The organism is Inquilinus limosus (genome assembly GCF_051487185.1).
In the GTDB taxonomy this organism is placed as follows: domain Bacteria; phylum Pseudomonadota; class Alphaproteobacteria; order DSM-16000; family Inquilinaceae; genus Inquilinus; species Inquilinus limosus_F.
In genome coordinates, this window is the sequence record NZ_JAHVDK010000009.1 from 1 (window position 1) to 18,436 (window position 18,436).

Below are 18,436 nucleotides of genomic sequence, written 5' to 3' on the forward strand. Positions count from 1 at the left end.
AAGCCGTCGGCCTCGCCGACCCGCACCACCGTCTCCTGGATCATCGTCCGGCCCGACACCAGCGGCAGGAACTGCTTGGGATAGCCCGCCCGCGACAGCGGCCACAGCCGCGTCCCGGACCCGCCCGACAACACCACCGGCACCACCGCCTGGCTGCCGGCCTTCGCCGTCGTCACCGGCCGTTCGACCGTCTTCGCCATCGCTCACTCGTCTCGTCCAGTCTCGATCCGACGCTTATCGGCCATCCGGCCCGGCTGGTTCAAGCCCACCATCCGGGCGGTCCGTTGACAGGGCCCGAGCAATCATCTGACAATTCTGTCGCAGAAAGACCGGGATCGCGGCACGGCACCGCCCCCGGCCATCAAATCGCCGTGGAGGAGAGCTCATGATGGGTACGTTGCAGCGCGCCCTCTTAGGCGCGGTTTTGGCGGTCGCGGTCGCCCTGCCGGCCGCGGCGCAGGACCAGAAGACCATCCTGACATCGGTGCCCAGCCTGGGCTTCCCGTTCTTCGTCCACATGATGAAGGAGCTGAAGGGCGAGGCGCAGCGGCAGGGCGTCGCCGCGGTGGAATCCGACGGCCAGAACAGCGCGCCGAAGCAGACCGCCGATGTCGAGGCGGCGCTGGTGCAGAGGGTCGACGGCATCGTCATCAGCCCGATCGACGTCAACGCCATGGCGCCGGTGCTGACCGAGGCGGTGGAGTCGGGCGTGCCGGTCGTCACCATCGACCGCCGCGTCACCGGGGTCGACGGCATCCTGGCCCATGTCGGCGCCGACAACGTGCTGGGCGGCGAGGCCCAGGCGAAGTGGCTGATGGAGACCTATCCGAACGGCGCCACCATCGTGAACCTGCAGGGCCAGCCGGGCGCCAGCCCGGCGATCGACCGCAACAAGGGCCTGCACAACGTCCTCGACCAGCACAAGGACAAGTACAAATTCGTGGCGGAGCAGACCGCGAATTTCGCCCGCGACCAGGGGCTGAGCGTCACCGAGTCGATCCTGGCCGGCCTGTCGGCGCCGCCCGACGTGATCGTCGCCGCCAATGACGACATGGCGCTGGGCGCGCTCGAGGCGGTTCGCGGCCGCAACCTGCAGGACAAGATCAAGGTCATCGGCTTCGACGCGCTGCCGGAGGCGCTGGGCAGCATCCGCGACGGCGGCCTGGCCGGCACCATCGAGCAGTTCCCGGGCGGGCAGAGCCGCAAGGCGGTCGAGGTGATGGTCGACTATCTGAACAGCGAGAAGAAGCCCGACCCGGCGGTGATCCTGCTGCAGCCCATCGTCATCACCAAGGCCAATCTCGACAAGGCCGAGCGCATCGGCGAGGTGAAGTAGACGAAGATCGGGCCCGCCGCATCATGACCGAACCGCTGCTGCGCATGACCGCGATCACCAAGCGCTTCCCCGGCGTGGTGGCGCTGGACGGGGTCGGGCTGGAGGTCGCTGCGGGCGAGGTGCACGGTCTGCTCGGCGAGAACGGCGCCGGCAAGTCGACGCTGCTGAAGATCCTGTCCGGGGCGCAGGTGCCGGACGGCGGCAGCATCGTCTTCGCCGGCGAGACGGTGAGCTTTGCCGCGCCGTATGAGGCGCAGCGGCGCGGCATCGTCACGATCTATCAGGAGTTCAACCTGATCCCGAGCCTGACCGTGGCGGAGAACATCCTGATCGGGCGCGAGCCGGGGCGGGCCGGGCTGGTCGACTGGCCGGCGATGCACCGGGCGGCGAAGGCGGCCTTGGACCGGATCGGCCTCGCCATCGACCCGCGCCGGCTGGTGCGTGACCTCAGCGTCGCCGAGCAGCAGATGGTCGAGATCGCCCGCGCCCTGTCGATGGACTCGCGGCTGATCGTGATGGACGAGCCGACCTCGGCGCTCAGCGCCGCTGAGGTGGAGCGGCTGATGGCGATCATCCGCGCCCTGCGCGACCACGGCATCGCGGTGATCTACGTGACCCACCGGCTGGACGAGGTGATCGCCATCTGCGACCGGATCACCGTGCTGCGGGACGGCCGGCTTGTCGGCAGCGCCAACATCGCCTCGGTCACGGTCGACGACATCATCCGCATGATGGTCGGCCGCGATCTCGGCGCCCTGGCCCGGATCGACGGCGGCGCTGCCCAGGACGGCCCGCCGGCGCTGCGGGTCGAGGGCATCGCGACCGAACGCAGCGCGTTGAATCCCCACGCCACGGTGCTGCACAACGTCTCGCTGGCCGTACGCCGCGGCGAGATCCTGGGCATCGCCGGGCTGGTCGGCGCCGGGCGGACCGAGCTGGCCCGCGCCATCTTCGGCGCCGATGCCAGGGCCGGCGGCCGCATCCTGGTCGAGGACCGGCCGGTCGAGATCCGCTCCCCGGCCGACGCGATCCGCCACGGCATCGGCCTGGTGCCGGAGGACCGCAAGCAGCAGGCGCTGTTCCTGTCGCTGGCGATCCGCAACAACTTGGCCATCGCCGCGCTGGGCAAGCTGACGGGGCTGTTCGGCTATGTCCCGGACAGCAAGGAGAGGGGGCTGGTCGAGGAGTACCGGCGGGCGCTCGGCATCCGCATGGCGGGGCCGGAGCAGCCGATCGCGAACCTGTCCGGCGGCAATCAGCAGAAGGTGGTGCTGGCCCGCTGGCTGGCGTTGCGGCCCAAGGTGCTGATCGTCGACGAGCCGACCCGCGGCATCGACGTCGCGGCGAAGGCCGAGGTGCACCAGCTGCTCGGCCGCCTGGCGCGAGAGGGCATCGCGGTCATCGCCATCTCCTCGGAGCTGCCGGAGGTGCTGGCGATCAGCGACCGCATCGTCGCCATGTGCGAGGGCCGGCTCACCGGCGAGGTCGAGCGCCGCGATGCCGACGAGGAATCGCTGATGCGGCTGATGACGCCGCGCCGGGCGGCCTAGGAGAGGACCAGAGATGGCGCAGCAGACGACCATATCGGACCGGGGCGGCGGCTTCGACCTGTTCGGCCTGCTGGCGCGGTTCGCGCCGCTGATCTTCCTGGCGGTGCTGATGGCCGGCTTCGCCCTGGCCGAGCCGCGCTTCATCTCCACCGTCAACCTGCTGAACGTGCTGCGCCAGGTCTCGATCTACGGGCTGCTGGCGATCGGCATGACCTTCGTCATCCTGACCGCCGGCATCGACCTGTCGATCGGTGCGGTGCTGGCCTTCTGCGGCCTGGCCGCCGCGATCGTCGCCAAGGGCAGCGCCACCGGCAATTTCGCGCTCGGTGCCGAGGAGGCGCAGGGCTGGGGCTGGGGCGCCGCCGCGCTGGTCTCGATCCTGCTCGGCATGGCCGCGGGGGCGGTGCAGGGCGTCGCCATCACCCGGCTGAAGGTGCCGCCCTTCGTGGTGACCCTGGGCGGCATGTCGGCCTTCCGCGGCGCCGCGCTGCTCTTGTCCGGCGGCGGCCCGATCAGCGGCTTCGACGCCGGCTTCCGCTACTGGGGCCAGGGCAAGGTCCTGGAGATCCCGGTGCCGGTGCTGATCTTCCTCGGCTTCGCCGTGCTGGCGCATCTGGTGCTGCGCTACACCCGCTTCGGCCGCCAGGTCTATGCCGTCGGCGGCAACCCGGAGGCGGCGCGGCTGTCCGGTCTCAAGGTGCGGCGGGTGCTGCTCGGCGTCTATGTCATCATGGGCTTCTTCGTCGGGCTCGGCGCCTTCGTCCTGTCGGCCCGGCTGAACTCGGCCGAGGCGGTGGCGGGGCAGGGCTACGAGCTGACGGTGATCGCCTCGGTGGTGATCGGCGGCACCAGCCTGTTCGGCGGCATCGGCACCATCTTCGGCACGGTGATCGGCACCGTGCTGATCGGGGTGCTGCTGAACGGCCTCGTGCTGATGAACGTCTCCTCCTACATCCAGCAGATCATCATCGGCGTGATCATCGTGCTGGCCGTGGCCTTCGACACCTTCGCCAAGTCGCGCCGCCGGCGGGTGTAGCCGCCGCAAATTTTTTCGCCGACGATGTCGAAAGCCCGATGGCCGGCCCGTCATGGGGGCGAGCGAGACGCGCTCGACCCATGCGATGGAGACGATCATGCAGTACGCCTTGCTGTTCCAGCAGACCCCCGAGGAATTTGCCGCTCGTCGCGACCCGGAAAAGCACGCCGCCTTCTGGGCCGCCTTCATGCCCTATATGACGGCGCTGAAGGAGGCCGGCGTCGTGGTCGCCGGCGCCGGGTTGGAGCCGCCTGCCACCGCCACCTCGGTCCGCATCAGCGGCAGCGGGCGGCAGGTGCAGGACGGTCCCTTCGCCGACACCAAGGAGCAGCTCGCCGGCTTCTTCATCATCGAGGTGCCGAACCTGGACGCGGCGCTCGACTGGGCCTCGCGCTATCCGGGCGGCCCGGGCGGCGGGGTCGAAGTTCGGCCGGTGGCGCCGCCGAAGCCCCAGCAGTGAGCACGGACACGCGCCACGCGGTCGAACGGGTGGCGCGTGACTCCTATGGCCGGCTGGTGATCTTCCTTGCCGCCCGGTCGCGCGATATCGCGGCGGCGGAGGACGCGCTGGCCGATGCCTTCCGCGCGGCGCTGGAGACCTGGGCGCGCGACGGCGTGCCAGACCGGCCGGAGGCTTGGCTGCTTACCGCGGCGCGGCGGCGGCTGATCGACGGCGCCCGCCACCGCCGGGTGCGGGCGGACGCCGTCCCAGACCTCCGGGTGGTGGCCGACGAGGCGCAGGAATTGGCCGAGGCCGACCGCTTCCCGGATGAGCGGCTGAAGCTGCTGTTCGTCTGCGCCCATCCGGCGATCGACCCGGCCATCCACACGCCGCTGATGCTGCAGACCGTGCTGGGGTTGGACGCGGCGCGCATCGCCTCGGCCTTCCTGGTCAGCCCCGCCGCCATGGGGCAGCGCCTGTCCCGGGCCAAGGTGAAGATCCGCGACGCCGGTATCGCCTTCGAGGTGCCGGAGGCGAAGGAGCTGCCGCCGCGGCTCGATGCGGTGCTGCAGGCGATCTACGCCGCCTATGGCAGCGGCTGGGACGATGTCGCCGGCGCCGATCCGCGCCGCCGCGGGCTGGCGGCGGAGGCGATCGACCTCGGCCGGATGCTGCGGCCGTTGATGCCGGCCGAGCCCGAGGTGGAAGGGCTGCTGGCCCTGATGCTGCATTGCGAAGCCCGGCGGGAGGCGCGCCGGGGTCCGGCGGGCGAATACGTCCCGCTGTCGGAGCAGGACACGGCGCGGTGGTCGCAGCCGCTGATCGCGGAGGCGGAGCGGATCCTTGCGGCGGCCGCCCAGGACCGGCGCATGGGGCGCTTCCAGCTGGAGGCGGCGATCCAGTCGGTGCACGCCCGGCGCGCCCGGACCGGCCGGACCGACTGGGAGACGATCGCCCTGCTGTATGAAGGGCTGGTGCGGATCGCGCCCACGATCGGCGCGTTGGTCGGCCGCGCCGCGGCCGTCGCCGAGGCGCGCGGCGCGGCGGCGGGGTGGGCGCTGCTGCAGGACATTCCTGCCGAAGCCGTTGCCGCCTATCAGCCTTATTGGGCGCTGGCCGCCCATCTGCTGCGGCGGCTGGGCCAGGTGGCCGAGGCCGCAGCCGCCTATGACCGCGCCATCGGCCTGTGCGAGGACCCGGCAATGCGGGCCTTCCTGCTGCGGCGAGTGGCGGAAGGTTATACCAGCGGCCTTTGAGATCGACTCTTCGGCCATTTTTCGTCATGGCGAGGCGCGTAGCGCCGTGGCCATCCAGGGGGCCGGTGTCGCTGGATGGCCACGCCCCTGCGGGGCTCGCCATGACGGGTCTGTATTTCCGGCCGTCGGGATTAGCCCCAGAGCGCCATCGTGTCCGTGATCCGCTGCCGCGCCGTCGCGATCACCGCGTCGGACACATTCGGGCGGATCAGGAATTCGGCCCAGGCGAACAGGTCCGCCAGCGCCGCCATCCGGTGCCACTCCGCCGGCAGCGCCCCGCCGGCCGCGCGATAGCCCGCAGCGACAGCCTCGGCGAAGCCGGGACGCGTTCCGAGCGGCGGCCGCAGCAGGTTGCCGAAGTCGAAGAACGGGCTGCCGGCGAAGGCGAACTCCCAGTCCAGCACGGCAGCCACCGCCCAGCCATCCGCCTCTGGACGGACCAGGATGTTGGTGCCGCCGAAATCCGAATGAGTGAGGCAGGGTGGCCCCGTCCATCGGTCGAGCAGCCCGGCCTCGCGCTCGGCGAAGACGACCAGCCGATCCGCCAGGTCGCGGCCCAGGCGATCGCCGCCGGGCCCGTCGACCAGCACATGGCGCAGGAAACCGATCAGCCCGGCAGCGCCGACATCGACCGGCTCAGCCACGGCGAGCGACCCGTCGAGGAATCCAGTGCAGTCGAACCGCACGGCATGGATCGCCGCCAGCGCCGCGCCGACGGAGCGGGCGAGGGGCTGCAGCACTGCGTCGTCCAGACCGCGGGCGGTCTCGTCAAGGCGCCGCCCGTCGATCCATTCCAGCAGGGCAAAGGGAAGGCCCGTGGCCGGGTCTTCTCCGCTGCCCAGCAGCCGCGGCGCGGGAAGGCCCCGCTCGGCGGCGAGAGCGTGGATCGCCCGTTCCCTCATCGCCTGGGCCGGGTCGCGCTGGAACAGCCGCAGCACCGCCGGCGGATGGCAGTCGAGGTCCAGGCGGAGATTGGTGTTGACCAGGCCGCCCGATAGCTCGGTGACCCGCAGCACCGTCGGTCGGCCTGGAAGGGACCGGGCCAGGGCAGTCGCCGCCTCCGGGCTGAGGGCGACCGCCGGATACGGCCTCAACCAGCTCTCGCGCACGATCCCGTCTACCGGCTCAGGGCGCGTGCGACACGATCGGCCATCGTCGGCACCTCCGCGAGATCGTGATAGAGGCCGAAGCCGAAGCGCAGCCGGTCGTCCCGGTGGTCGACGACAATGCTCGCCTCTCTTAGGCCATCGTCGATCGCGCCGGCCGCCTCGGTCCGGTAGGTCAGGAAATGACCGCGCACCGGCGTGTCGAGCGGCACCAGCAGCCGGTCGAGGGCGAGGTCAGGCAGGCCGGCCCGGTCCAGCGCTTCGGCGAAGGCCTCCTGCAGCGCCAGCACATGGGCGTGGATCGCCGGCACGCCGATGCCACGCTCCGTCAGCAGGTCGAGCACGGCGAGCATGCGGTAGAGGCCGGAGGGGTCGAAGGTCGAGCCGAGAAAGCGGCTGCCGTCGGTGCCGTAGGGCACCCGCCCGTCCTGCGCTCCGGCGACCGCGCCGAAGGCGGCGTACCAGCCGGTGTCGCGCGGCCGTGGGCCGTAGCCTGGCGGGACGTGCAGGAAGCAGGCGCCTTCGCCGGCCATGGCGTATTTGTAGCCGCCGGCGATGTAGAAGGCGCGGCCGGCGATGGTGGACAGATCGGTCGGCAGCGCCATGAAGCCGTGATAGCCGTCGATGGCGACCAGCGTCTTCTGGTCCGGCACTGCGGCCACCAGCGCCGCCAGGTCCGGCACGGCATAGCCCGAGTTGAAGAACACCTGGCTGAAGAACACCAGGTCGTGGCCGCCTTCCCGGGCCGCCGCGGCGAAGCGGGCGGGAAAGTCGGCGACCGGCTCCTGCGCCACGCGGGTGACCCGGACCAGCCCGTCCTCCTCCAGCCGTGCGATCTGGCGGCGGAAGCTGTGGAACTCGGAATCGGTTGTCAACACCCGGGCCGGCTGGTCCGCCGGCAGGCAGGACAGCAGCCGCCGCACGAAATCATGCGTGTTCGGCGCGAAGGCGAGGGAGGCCGGATCGCGCAGGTTGAGCACCGCGGCGATGCGGGCCTGCAGCCGCGGCACCACTGTGCCGAAGACATGCTCCCATTTGTGGTCGGCCAGGCGGGCGCTGTCCTCGACATAGCGGGACTGGGCCCCGAACACGACGTCGGGCCAGAGGTGGTGGCTGTGCGCGGCCAGGTGCAGCCGCTCCGGCGCCGCCGTCAGGAAGCGGGAGAACAGCGGCTTGAAGCTCATGCCCCGGCCTCCTTGTCGTAGGACAGGCTGGTGCGGCGGGTGATCTCCTCCGGCAGCGGCGGCAGGGCCGAGCGAGGGATCAGATAGGTCGACAGCGTGAACAGGTCGCCGAACACCCGGTGCCGTTCGGCGGTACGGCTGAGATAATCGTGGCCGGACGATCCGCCGGTGCCGGTCTTCAGCCCGATCATGCGCTGCACCATCAGTGCGTGGCGGTAGCGCCAGAGCGTCATGGTCTCGTCGATGTCCATCAGCAGGCTCAGGAGGCCGAACGGCACCTGCAGCGCCGGCTCGTCACGGTAGAGGGTGATGAACAGCGCCGCCTGCAGCGCCCGCCATGACATGCGCCAGGCGCCCTGCGCCGCCTCCTCGGCATGGCGCTGTTCGTCGAACAGGGCGTCGAAGCGCGACAGCGCCTGGCGCAGCGCCGCCACCTCCGCCTCCCGCGCCGTCTCGTCCAGGGTCGGATGGGCGGTCAGGTGGCCGATATCGCCCTCCAGCATCGCCACCACCGCCTGGCGGTAGGCCTCGCGGAAACGGTAGCCGCCGAGCTCGATGAAGGGCGTGCGGGCCAGCCAGGCGTCGAGCTGGTCGAACAGGCTGGGCTGGGCCAGCGCGGCCGCAACCCGCTTGCGGGAAGCGGAGTCCAGCCGGGCCTCGAAGGATCGGCCGTCATAGGCCAGCCGGTCCGCCCCGCGCAGGCCGAGCCGAATCTCGATCAGCCGGAACTGCGCGCTCTGGAAGCCCGAGGCCGGGCGCAGCAGGTCGCGGAAATCGAGGAAGTCGAGCGGCGTCATGGTCTCGAGCACGTCGAGCTGATGCACGCCGAGCTTCAGGATCTCGTGGATGCGGTGCAGGGCTCGGGTGGCGCGGGCGATGGCGCGGTCGTCGACCCGGTCGGCCGCGAACACCGCCTGGACGGCGTCGAGCTCGAACAGGATCTGCTTGAACCATAGCTCGTAAGCCTGGTGGACGATGATGAACAGCATCTCGTCATGCGCCGGCCGTCCGGCCTTCTCGCTTTCGCGGGCCTGCAGGGCGAGCAGCTTGTCGAGCTGGAGATAGGATCCGTAATGGACGCCTGGTTCGGCCATGGCGCGTCTCCCGGTGGCTGTGCCTGCCGGTTGCCGACCGGAGTCGACCGCGGTCCAGTGCTGTGTCGATGCGGAAGGCTAGCGCGACGATGCGGGGGATCGCAAGCGGCGGCCAGCGGCTCCTCCGCTCACTCGAACTTGCGGGTGTCGTCGATCACCTTGCCGTCGTTCGGCAGGCTGCCAGGCGGCACCGCCGCCACCGCGGCACGCAGCTTGGTGACGTCGAGCACGGTCTCGGCCACGGCGTCGGCCACCGAGGCATCGGCGCTCTCCACCTGCAGCACGACGTCGTCGATGCCCTGGCGGCTCGCCACCACCAGCCTTCCGCGCTCGAGGCCGTGGCGCTTCAGCACCTCGGCGATCTGGCCGGGATGGACGAACAGGCCGCGCACCTTGGTGCTCTGGTCGGCTCGGCCGAGCCAGCCGCGCAGCCGCGGCGCGGTGCGGCCGCAGGGGCTGCGCCCGGGCAGGATGGCGGAGAGGTCGCCGGTGGCGAAGCGGATCAGCGGCGTGCAGCGGTCGAAGCTGGTGATCACCACCTCACCGACCTCACCCTCCGGCACCAGGTCGCCGGTGCCGGGGCGGACGATCTCGACCAGGATGCCCTCGGCCAGCACCAGACCCTCATGCGCCTCGGTCTCATAGGCGATCAGGCCGAGATCGGCGGTGCCATAGCTCTGGAACACATCGATGCCGCGGGCCGAGTAGAACTCGCGCAATGCCGGCAGCAGCGGCCCGCCGGAGACATGGGCCAGCTTCACCGAGCTGATATCGTGGCCCAGCTGGTCGGCCTTCTCCAGGATCAGTTTCAGGAAATCGGGCGTGCCGACATAGCCGCGCGGCTTCAGGTCGGCCATGGCCCGGGCCTGCAGCTCGGTGTTGCCGGTGCCGGCTGGGATCACGGCACAGCCCAGCGCCTCGGCCCCGGTCTCGAACATCGCCCCGGCCGGGGTGAAGTGGTAGGCGAAGCAGTTCTGGATGATGTCGCCCTCGCGAAAGCCGCTGGCGAACAGGGCGCGGGCGGTGCGCCAATAATCGATGCCGTGGGTCTCGCCCTCGTAGATCGGGCCGGGGGAGGCGAAGATCCGGCGGAACTGACCCGGTGCGATCGTGGTCAGGCCGCCGAAGGGCAGGTCGACCGCCTGGATCGTCGGCAGCTCGGATTTGCGGGTCAGCGGCAGCGCCGCCAGCTCCGCCCGGCTGGTCACCGCCGCCGGGTCGACCTCGGCCAGGCGCTTGGCGTAGCCCGGCGCCGAGGCCTTGGCATGGGCGATCTGGGCCGGCAGCTCGGCCAGCAGCGCCGCCTCGCGCTCCTCGGCCGGCCTGGTTTCGAGATCGTCGTAATACTCGGCCATGGGGATTCCCCGTTCCGACACGTTCCAGGTCGATGACTCGCGGCCAGCATGACGCCGCCCGCCGGGCCGCACAATGCCGGGAGGCAAACTCTCCTACAGCCAGCGCTTGCGGCGCTTGAAGCTCTTCAGGTTCTTGAAGCTCTTGCGCTGCTCCCCGGCGCCGCCGAGGTAGAACTCCTTGACGTCCTCGTTGGCCGCGAGGGCTTCGGCGGTGCCGTCCAGCACCACCTTGCCGTTCTCCATGATGTAGCCGTATCCGGCGCAGGAGAGGGCCATGCGGGCGTTCTGCTCGACCAGCAGGATCGAGATGCCGAGATCGGCGTTGAGCTGGCGGATGATGCCGAACACCTCCTTCACCATCAGCGGCGACAGGCCCATGGACGGTTCGTCCATCAGGATCAGCTTCGGCCGCGCCATCAACGCCCGGCCGATCGCCAGCATCTGCTGCTCGCCGCCCGACAGATAGCCGGCCAGGCCGTTCCGCTCGCGCAGCCGCGGGAAATAGCCGTAGACCCGGTCGATGTCGTCGGCGATCTCGCGGTCGCGCCGCGTATGGGCGCCGAGCCGGAGATTCTCCAGGCAGGTCATGTCGGCGACGATGCGGCGCCCCTCCATCACCTGGAAGATGCCCCGGCGCACCACGGCGCCGGGGTCGAGGTGGTGGATCGGCTGCCCCTCATAGGTGACGGCGCCGCGAGTGACGGCGCCGTCCTCGGTCCGCAGCAGGCCCGAGATCGCCTTCAGCGTCGTCGACTTGCCGGCCCCGTTGGCGCCCAGCAGCGCCACGATCGCCCCCTTCGGCACGGCAAGGCTGAGGCCACGCAGCACCAGGATGACGTCGTTGTAGACGACCTCGATGTTCTCGACCGAGAGTAGGGACGGGGCGGTCATGCCGACGGGCTCAATATCCCAGCCATTCCTGGCGGCGGGGCAGGGTGATCTCGGCCACCTTCTCCAGCGACATGGTGCCGTCGGCCATCAGCGCCGTGACCTCCTTGCCCTGGGTCGTGCCCTTCACATGGCCCTGGTAGATCGGCACGGTCATCAGCCCGCGATGGTCGGTCGGGGTCCAGGTCGAGGGCAGGCACACCCCTTCGAGCCCAGCCGGCACCCAGTCCTTCTTCTCGTACATGGCATCGCGGATGGCGAGGCCGGTGACCTCGCCCTTGGCCTTCGCCGCCTTGATCGCCTCGACCATGTAGGAGGTGGCGCAGACGCCGGCGAGATAGCTCAGCGGCCGATAGGTCTCGCCGCTCGAATCGCTGATCTTCGAGATCTCGCGCATCCGGTCCATGCCGGCGTTCCTGTCGGTCCAGATCGAGCCGGTGCGGACCGCGACCACCACGCCGTCGGCGTTCTGGCCGGCCGCCTTCATGACGTTCTCGTCATAGCCCCAGACATTGGCCACGAACTGCACCTTGGTGCCGGCGGTGGCGCAGGCGTTCAGCAGTGAGGTGGTCGAGCCGGCGATGTTGGCGACATAGGCGTAGTTGGCGCCCTTCTCCTTCAGGGTCAGGCATTGCGGCGTGAAGTCGCCCGGCGCCATCGTGTACTGGATCGGGTCCAGCACCTCGAAGCCCAGCTCCTGCGCGTATTCGCTGCAGGCGACCTTGGGCGAGTTCGGATACGGGTGGTTGTCGCCCATATGGACCCATTTCGGCTTGCCCTGGCCGCCCTTCTTCTTCCAGTCCTCCGCCGCCCATTGCGCCAGCGCCCGGCAGGCATCGGAGTAGGAGGGGCCGTAGAAGAAGTTGAACGGTGCCGCCTTGCTCGCCTTCGGCGCCTTGCCGATCGGGTCGGTCAGCGCCCCGGAATAGGAGCCGGAATAGTAGGGGATCTGGTCCTTGGCGATGAACTCGATCAGCGCCTCGGTGTCGGCCGTGCCCCAGCCGGCGATCGCCACCACCTGCTCGTTCGCCACCAGCCGCTGGTATTCCGAGACCGCCTGCGGCGCCTTGTAGGCGTAGTCGTAGGTCTCGAAGGCGATGTCGTCGCCGTCGACCCCGCCATTCTCGTTCACCCAGTTCAGCGTGTCGGCGACGCCGTCGGCATAGGGCACGCCGATCGACGCGGTCGGGCCGGTCAGGTCGGCGATGTGGCCGACCGGGATGTCGTCGGCCCAAGCCTGCGTTGAGACTGCGGGGGCGGCGCAGAAGCCGATCAAGGCGGTGGCGGTGAGAAGGGATCGTCTCGACATCCGGGTGTCCTCCATGGCGGCCGTTCTGTCGCGGCCGGGTTCAGTACGAGAAGGGGTACAGCTTCCAGTAGGCCTTGATCTGGCGCCAGCGATGCGCCAGCCCGTCCGGCTCGAAGATCAGGAACAGGATGATGGCGATGCCGATCGCCATCTCCTTCAGGAAGTTGATGCCGACGCGCAGATCGAGCGTCTTGTAGAGCCAGGTGCCGCGGATCAGCCGCACCAGCCAGTCCATCACGTCGGGCAGCGACACCATGAAGACGGTGCCGAGGATCGTGCCCATGATCGAGCCGAGGCCGCCGATGATGATCATGCCGAGGAACTCGATCGACTTCAGGATGGTGAACTCCTCGACCGAGACCACCTGCAGGTAATGGGCGTAGAGCGCGCCCCCGACCCCGGCGTAGAAGGCGGCGATGCCGAAGGACAGCACCCGGTACCGGGTCAGGTTGATGCCCATGATCTCGGCGGCCAGGTAGTGGTCGCGCACGGCGACGAAGGCGCGGCCGTCGCGGGACCGCATCAGGTTGGTCGCGGCCAGGTACAGCAGGGCGGCCCAGAACAGCACGACATAGAAGTAGTTGACGCGGTCGACCTCCCAGCCGAACAGGGTGACCGGGGCGGCATGGGCGCCGGCGACGCCGCCGGTGAACCAGCCGGCGCGAGCGAAGAAGTCCTCCAGGATCACCTGCGCGGCCAGGGTGGCGATGGCGAGGTACAGCCCCTTGATCCGCGCTGCCGGCACGCCGAAGACGAGGCCGACGGCCGCGGTCATCAGCCCGGCCAGCGGGATGCAGAAGAAGACCGGGATGCCGGTGGTGCGGTTCAGCCAGGCCGAGGCGAAGGCGCCGAAGCCGAAGAACACGGCATGGCCGATCGAGATCTGGCCGGTGAAGCCGACCAGGATGTTGAGGCCGAGCGCGGCGACGGCCAGGTAGCCGGTCTCGATGAAGCTGTCGATCCAGCCCTTGGACAGCCAGCCGAGCTGTACCGCGATCGGCGAGAACGCCAGCAGCGCCAGGATGACCAGCACGCTGCGCCGGCTGAACGCGTCGTCGAAGATGGTCGTGTCGGCGCCGTAGCTGGTGCGGAAGTCGCCGCAGGGGCGGGCATAGGCGTTGGCCATCAGGCCTGTCCTCCGGCGCCGGGGCGCGGTGCTATGATCCCGGCGCTGGCACGCTGGGTGGGGGGATTGCCATGTATCGCCGTTGGATCGAGGTCCTGCTGCTGGCAGTGACCGTGGCGCTGCCTGGCACGGCGCGTGCGCAGATGGACCCGGAAAAGGGAATCGCCTGGTTTCGCGAATCCGACCCGGCGATGAACTGGGCGATCTGGAAGGCCCGCAACACGCTCCCGGTCTTCCGCAAGTACCTGTCGCATCCATCGGCGGATGTCGCCTCGATCCAGCTGAAGGTCCGCCTGACCAGCGGCGACGAGAACGAACATGTTTGGCTGGCCGACGTCGCCGCCCAAGGCGACGGGTTCGTCGGCACGATCGCGAACCGGATCGAGTATGTCTCCGGCTACAAGGAGGGACAGCGGATCAAGGTCCGGCCGGACTCCGTCTCGGACTGGATGGTGGTAACGAGCAAGGGTATCCGGGGCGCCTACTCGCTTCAGGTGATCCTGACGCGGGAGAAGCCGGCCGATCCGCATGACCTGATCGGCGACCTGGCCGATCTGCCGTTTCTCGATCATTGATCGCCGCAGTCCCGGCATCATCACACCCTCTCGATGTCCCGGGTGCCGAACAGGCCGTAGGGTTTGATCATCAGGATCACGATCAGGACGTAGAAGGGGGCGATCTTCAGCATGTTGCCCCAGCCCAGGAAGGTGACGTCCAGCCAGTGGGCGAAATGCTCCAGCACGCCGATGATCAGCCCGCCCAGCACCGCGCCAACGATGCTGTCGAGCCCGCCCAGGATCACCGCCGGGAACACCTTGATGCCGAAGACGGAGAGGGCGGAGGACACGCCGTTGACGACACCGACGACGATGCCGGCTACCGCCGACACCATGGCCGAGATCGCCCAGGCCATGGCGAACACCTGCTTCACCGAGATGCCCATGGACTGCGCCACCTGCTGGTCGAAGGCGGTGGCGCGCATCGCCAGGCCCATGCGCGAGAATTTGAAGAACCAGGCGAAGCCGCCCATGATGAACAGGCTGATCGCCATCGACAGGATATAGACCGTCTGCACCTGCAGCCCGAGGATGTCGACCGACTGGGTCTCGAACACCGGCGGGAAGGGCTGGGCGGAGACGCCGAAGATCCAGGCCATCAGCGGCTGGAACACCAGCGACAGGCCGATCGTGACCATGATGACGGAGATCACCGGCTCGCCGATCAGCGGCCGCAGCACCACCACCTGCAGCAGGATGCCGAAGACCAGCATGAAGACGAGGGTGATGGCGAAGCCCAGTACGAAGGGCACCTGGTACTCGGTCAGCGCCCACCAGCAGATCCAGGCGCCGATCAGCAGGAACTCCCCCTGGGCGAAATTCACCACCCGGCTGGCCTTGTAGATCAGCACGAAGGACATGGCGACGACGCCGTAGAGCGTGCCGACGATCACGCCGTTGACCAGGAGCTGGAACAGGAAGGCCAGGTTCATGGGCTCACTCCGCCGCGTGGCGCTGCCCGGGACGGCCGGGCGCGACGTCGACCACCTTGAGCGTGGTGCGGATCCGCTGTCGGGTGCCGTCCTGGAAGGTGATGGTGGCGTCGACCGGGATCGCCGGGTCGCCGCGATAGATCGCGTCGATGATGTCGCCGTATTTCTCGCCGATCACGCCGCGCCGCACCTTGCGGGTGCGGGTCAACTCGCCGTCATCGGCGTCCAGCTCCTTGTACAGCAGCAGGAAGCGGCGGATGCGCTGCGCCTCCGGCAGGCCGGCGTTCACCGTCTCGACCTCGCGGCGGATCAGCGCGTAGACCTCCTCCCGCGCCGACAGGTCGGTGTATGTCGTGAAGGCGATGCGGTTCTTCTCCGCCCATTTCGAGACGATCGGGAAGCGGATGCAGATGATCGCCGCCAGGTCCGGCCGGCCGTGGCCGAGGATCACCGCCTCGGCCACGAAGGGCGAGAATTTCAGCTTGTTTTCAATGTATTGCGGACTGAACCTGTCACCGCCGCTGGTGGTGGCAAGGTCCTTCATCCGGTCGATGACGACAAGGTGCCCCTTGCCGTCGATGTAGCCGGCGTCGCCGGTCGCCAGCCAGCCGTCGCGCAGATCGGCCTTCGATGCTTCCTCGTTGCGGTAGTAGCCGTGGAACATGTTCGGATGTCGGGTGACGATCTCGCCGACGCCGTTCTGGTCCGGCGCCTCGATCCGCAGCTGGATGCTGTCGTCGAAGGCGACGCCGACCGTGTCGAAGTCGACCTCGCCCGGCCGGTGGATGGTGTAGGCGCCCAGCAGCTCGGTCTGGCCGTAGAGCTGGCGCAGGGGCACCCCCATGGCGAGGAAGAAGCGGAACGTCTCCGGCCCCAGCGCCGCGCCGCCGGTCGCGGCCGAGCGCAGGCGGGAGAAGCCCAGACGGTCGCGCAGCGCGGCGAATAGCAGAATCTTCGAGAGCGGTGATTTCTTCTTCTGATCAAGCGCTTTCAGGCCGATCTTCATGCCGAGGTCGAAGAAGCGGCGCTTGAGCCAGGAGGCGTCCATCATCCGGCTGCGGACATCGGCGGCCAGCCCTTCCCAGACCCGCGGCGCCAGCAGTACGAACGTCGGGCCGATCTCGCGGAAATCCGCCCAGGTGGTGCTCTGCTCCTCGACGAAGTTCACCGTCATCCGGCACTGCAGCGCCTTCCCGAAGACGTAGACCTGCTCCATGATCCAGGGCAGCGGCAGTACCGAGACGTACTCGTCCTGCGGCCCCTGCGGGTCGACGGCGAGGTAGCTGGCGGTGTGCCGGATCACCGCCCCGGCCGAGAGCATGGCGAGCTTCGGATGGGCGGTGGTGCCGGAGGTGGTGCACAGCACCGCGACATCCTCGCCGCGCGTCTCCGCCACCATGCGGTCGTAGAGGCCGGGATCGGCCGCGAGCAGCGGCGCGCCGAGGGCGATGAAGTCCTCGACCGGCAGCAGCCGAGAGTCCTCGTATTTCCGCATGCCGCGCGGGTCGGAATAGACGATGTGGCGGACGCTCGGGATCCGGTCGCCGAGGCCCAGCAGCTTGTCGACCTGCTCCTCGTCCTCGGCCAGGACGATCGCGACCGAGGCGTGGTCGATGAGATAGGCCACCTCCTCGTCCAGCGCGTCGCGATAGAGGCCGAGGCTCATGGCGCCGGCGGCATGGGCGGCGATCTCGCCCGCCACCCAGTCCGGCCGGTTGTCGCCGATCAGCCCGACCACCGCGCCCGGCCCGATGCCGAGGCCGCGCAGCGCCAGGGCGAAGTCGCGCACCCGGGCGTGGAAGCCAGCCCAGGTGATCTCCTGCCAGATGCCGAAATCCTTCTCCCGCAGCGCCACCTCGTCCGGCCATTGCCGCGCGTTGCGGGCCAGGAGCTTGGGGAAGGTGTCCAACGCGGCCTCGGTCAAGCCGCCGCCTCCGTGCTCTCGTCGTCGATCTCGCCGAGATAGGCGCGGCGGACATGCGGGTCGGCCAGGACGTCCTCCGGGCTGCCCTCGGCGATCTTGCGGCCGAAATCCAGCACCATGACGCGGTGCGAGATGTCCATCACCACGCCCATGTCGTGCTCGATCATGATCACCGTCATGCCCCATTCGGCGTTGAGGTCGACGATGTAGCGGGCCATGTCCTCCTTCTCCTCGAGGTTCATCCCCGCCATCGGCTCGTCGAGCAGGATCAGGTCGGGCTTCAGCGCGATGGCGCGGGCCAGCTCCACCCGCTTGCGCAGCCCGTAGGAGAGGGTGCCGGCGAGGGCGCGGCGGACATGCTGGATCTCAAGGAAATCGATGATCTCCTCGACCGCGCGGCGGTGCTGCAACTCCTCCTCCCGGGCGCCGCCCAGCCACCACAGCGCGCCGGTCAGCACGTTGTTCTTCAAGAGGTGGTGGCGCCCGACCATGATGTTGTCGAGCACCGACATATGCGCGAACAGCGCCAGGTTCTGGAAGGTGCGGCCGAGGCCGAGATCGGCCCGGGCGCTGGGCTTCAGCCGGGTGATGTCGCGGCCCTTGTAGTGGATGCGGCCGGCGGTCGGGCTGTAGCGGCCGGAGATGCAGTTGACCATCGAGGTCTTGCCGGCGCCGTTCGGGCCGATGATCGAGAACAGCTCGCCGCGCCGGACGGTGAAGCCGACATCGGTCAGGGCCTTCACCCCGCCGAAGGCGAGGCTGACCGAGTCCGCGGTCAGAAGCGCATCTCCCGGTGCGGGCGGCGTGGCCGCAGCCTGCATGCTCTCTCCCCCTGTTCGCGTCGGGCACCTCTCACGGATGCCTTGCCCTATCAATGTCGTGGAAGCGGCGGGAAAGGCAATCGGCAAAACGTCTAGAGCATGTCGATCGCAATATCGCCGATGGCGTGGTCGTCCTCCGCCCCGGCGCCGGCGATGCCGAGAGCGCCGATCACGGCGCCGGCATCGCGCCAGGGGAAGCCGCCGGGCTGCACCAGGATCTCGGCCAGCCCGGCCAGCTGCGCCGCCTCGGCCGGGTCGCGGCCGAGCCGCAGCGCGGGATCGCGGGTCGGCTCGCCGAGATAGAGCGCCGCGGCCGCCCGGCGCCGGGCGATCTCAAGCGTGAGATAGCCGACACCATCCATCCGCGCTGCGGCGACGATGTGGCCGCCGCGATCCACCACCACCGCCGCGATCTGCTGCTCGCGCCGCCCGGCCTCGGCCAGGGCGGTTGCCAGCACAGCCTGGGCTTCGGCGAGGGCAGGGGCGGTGTCGGGCATGGCGGTCTCCGGCGGTGTCGGCC

The 18,436-nt window shown here is 69.4% G+C and carries 17 protein-coding genes and 1 pseudogene; 6 read left to right on the forward strand and 12 right to left on the reverse strand.

The window, feature by feature from the left end; all coding sequences use genetic code 11:
• A partial coding sequence (locus tag KXR53_RS11885; RefSeq protein ID WP_437375355.1) for a sugar phosphate nucleotidyltransferase occupies positions 1-200 on the reverse strand: 200 nt, incomplete at its 3' end.
• Between the two features lie 185 nt (positions 201-385).
• Between KXR53_RS11885 and KXR53_RS11890 the strand changes: the two genes are divergently transcribed.
• The 5 genes from KXR53_RS11890 (at position 386) to KXR53_RS11910 (ending at position 5,620) form a co-directional block, all read left to right on the forward strand.
• Positions 386-1,336 carry a substrate-binding domain-containing protein gene (locus KXR53_RS11890; protein ID WP_437375356.1) on the forward strand — a complete coding sequence of 317 codons (951 nt, stop codon included), beginning with the start codon at positions 386-388 and terminating at the stop codon, positions 1,334-1,336.
• A gap of 23 nt (positions 1,337-1,359) precedes the next feature.
• The gene (locus KXR53_RS11895) at positions 1,360-2,886 is read left to right on the forward strand and encodes a sugar ABC transporter ATP-binding protein (RefSeq protein WP_437375357.1); all 1,527 of its coding nucleotides are present in this window, start codon (positions 1,360-1,362) and stop codon (positions 2,884-2,886) included.
• 13 nt (positions 2,887-2,899) lie between these two features.
• Positions 2,900-3,922, forward strand: a complete 1,023-nt coding sequence (locus KXR53_RS11900) for an ABC transporter permease (RefSeq protein WP_437375358.1) — start codon at positions 2,900-2,902, stop codon at positions 3,920-3,922.
• A gap of 97 nt (positions 3,923-4,019) precedes the next feature.
• A complete protein-coding gene (locus tag KXR53_RS11905; protein ID WP_437375359.1) occupies positions 4,020-4,382 on the forward strand; it encodes a YciI family protein in 363 nt (120 codons plus the stop codon).
• Positions 4,379-5,620: an RNA polymerase sigma factor gene (locus KXR53_RS11910; protein WP_437375360.1), complete on the forward strand. Its 1,242-nt coding sequence runs from the start codon at positions 4,379-4,381 to the stop codon at positions 5,618-5,620. The genes KXR53_RS11905 and KXR53_RS11910 overlap by 4 nt, the downstream gene beginning before the upstream one ends.
• Before the next feature lie 131 nt (positions 5,621-5,751).
• Here KXR53_RS11910 and KXR53_RS11915 read toward each other — a convergent pair whose 3' ends face one another.
• From KXR53_RS11915 to KXR53_RS11945, 7 genes and pseudogenes are all read right to left on the reverse strand, one after another.
• Entirely contained in the window at positions 5,752-6,714 is a 963-nt protein-coding gene (locus KXR53_RS11915) for a phosphotransferase family protein (protein WP_437375361.1), read from the reverse strand.
• Between the two features lie 23 nt (positions 6,715-6,737).
• On the reverse strand, positions 6,738-7,910 hold the full coding sequence (locus KXR53_RS11920) for an aminotransferase class V-fold PLP-dependent enzyme (protein ID WP_437375362.1): 1,173 nt from the start codon (positions 7,908-7,910) through the stop codon (positions 6,738-6,740).
• A pseudogene (locus tag KXR53_RS11925) lies at positions 7,907-9,007 on the reverse strand (tryptophan 2,3-dioxygenase family protein); the annotation flags it as partial. The gene KXR53_RS11920 and the pseudogene KXR53_RS11925, both read right to left, overlap by 4 nt.
• A gap of 125 nt (positions 9,008-9,132) precedes the next feature.
• Positions 9,133-10,359 (reverse strand): phenylacetate--CoA ligase family protein, encoded by a 1,227-nt coding sequence (locus KXR53_RS11930; RefSeq protein ID WP_437375363.1) that lies wholly within the window; start codon positions 10,357-10,359, stop codon positions 9,133-9,135.
• 93 nt (positions 10,360-10,452) lie between these two features.
• Positions 10,453-11,250, reverse strand: a complete 798-nt coding sequence (locus KXR53_RS11935) for an ABC transporter ATP-binding protein (RefSeq protein WP_437375364.1) — start codon at positions 11,248-11,250, stop codon at positions 10,453-10,455.
• Positions 11,251-11,260: 10 nt separating this feature from the next.
• Complete coding sequence (locus KXR53_RS11940; RefSeq protein ID WP_437375365.1) at positions 11,261-12,556, reverse strand: ABC transporter substrate-binding protein; 1,296 nt, start codon at positions 12,554-12,556, stop codon at positions 11,261-11,263.
• A gap of 40 nt (positions 12,557-12,596) precedes the next feature.
• The gene (locus tag KXR53_RS11945) at positions 12,597-13,682 is read right to left on the reverse strand and encodes a branched-chain amino acid ABC transporter permease (protein WP_437375366.1); all 1,086 of its coding nucleotides are present in this window, start codon (positions 13,680-13,682) and stop codon (positions 12,597-12,599) included.
• Between the two features lie 107 nt (positions 13,683-13,789).
• Between KXR53_RS11945 and KXR53_RS11950 the strand changes: the two genes are divergently transcribed.
• The gene (locus KXR53_RS11950) at positions 13,790-14,257 is read left to right on the forward strand and encodes a DUF2314 domain-containing protein (protein ID WP_437375367.1); all 468 of its coding nucleotides are present in this window, start codon (positions 13,790-13,792) and stop codon (positions 14,255-14,257) included.
• Positions 14,258-14,277: 20 nt separating this feature from the next.
• Here the strand turns inward: KXR53_RS11950 and KXR53_RS11955 are convergent, their stop codons facing one another.
• The 4 genes from KXR53_RS11955 to KXR53_RS11970 all read right to left on the reverse strand — a co-directional run bounded on the left by KXR53_RS11955 (position 14,278) and on the right by KXR53_RS11970 (position 18,413).
• Positions 14,278-15,171 carry a branched-chain amino acid ABC transporter permease gene (locus KXR53_RS11955; protein ID WP_437375368.1) on the reverse strand — a complete coding sequence of 298 codons (894 nt, stop codon included), beginning with the start codon at positions 15,169-15,171 and terminating at the stop codon, positions 14,278-14,280.
• A gap of 4 nt (positions 15,172-15,175) precedes the next feature.
• A complete protein-coding gene (locus KXR53_RS11960) occupies positions 15,176-17,095 on the reverse strand; it encodes a long-chain fatty acid--CoA ligase (RefSeq protein WP_437375369.1) in 1,920 nt (639 codons plus the stop codon).
• Positions 17,092-17,916, reverse strand: coding sequence for an ABC transporter ATP-binding protein (locus tag KXR53_RS11965; protein WP_437375370.1), 825 nt, complete (start codon positions 17,914-17,916; stop codon positions 17,092-17,094). Before KXR53_RS11965 ends, KXR53_RS11960 begins: the two co-directional genes overlap by 4 nt.
• 92 nt (positions 17,917-18,008) lie before the next feature.
• The gene (locus KXR53_RS11970) at positions 18,009-18,413 is read right to left on the reverse strand and encodes a heme-binding protein (RefSeq protein WP_437375371.1); all 405 of its coding nucleotides are present in this window, start codon (positions 18,411-18,413) and stop codon (positions 18,009-18,011) included.
• Positions 18,414-18,436: the final 23 nt, after the last annotated feature.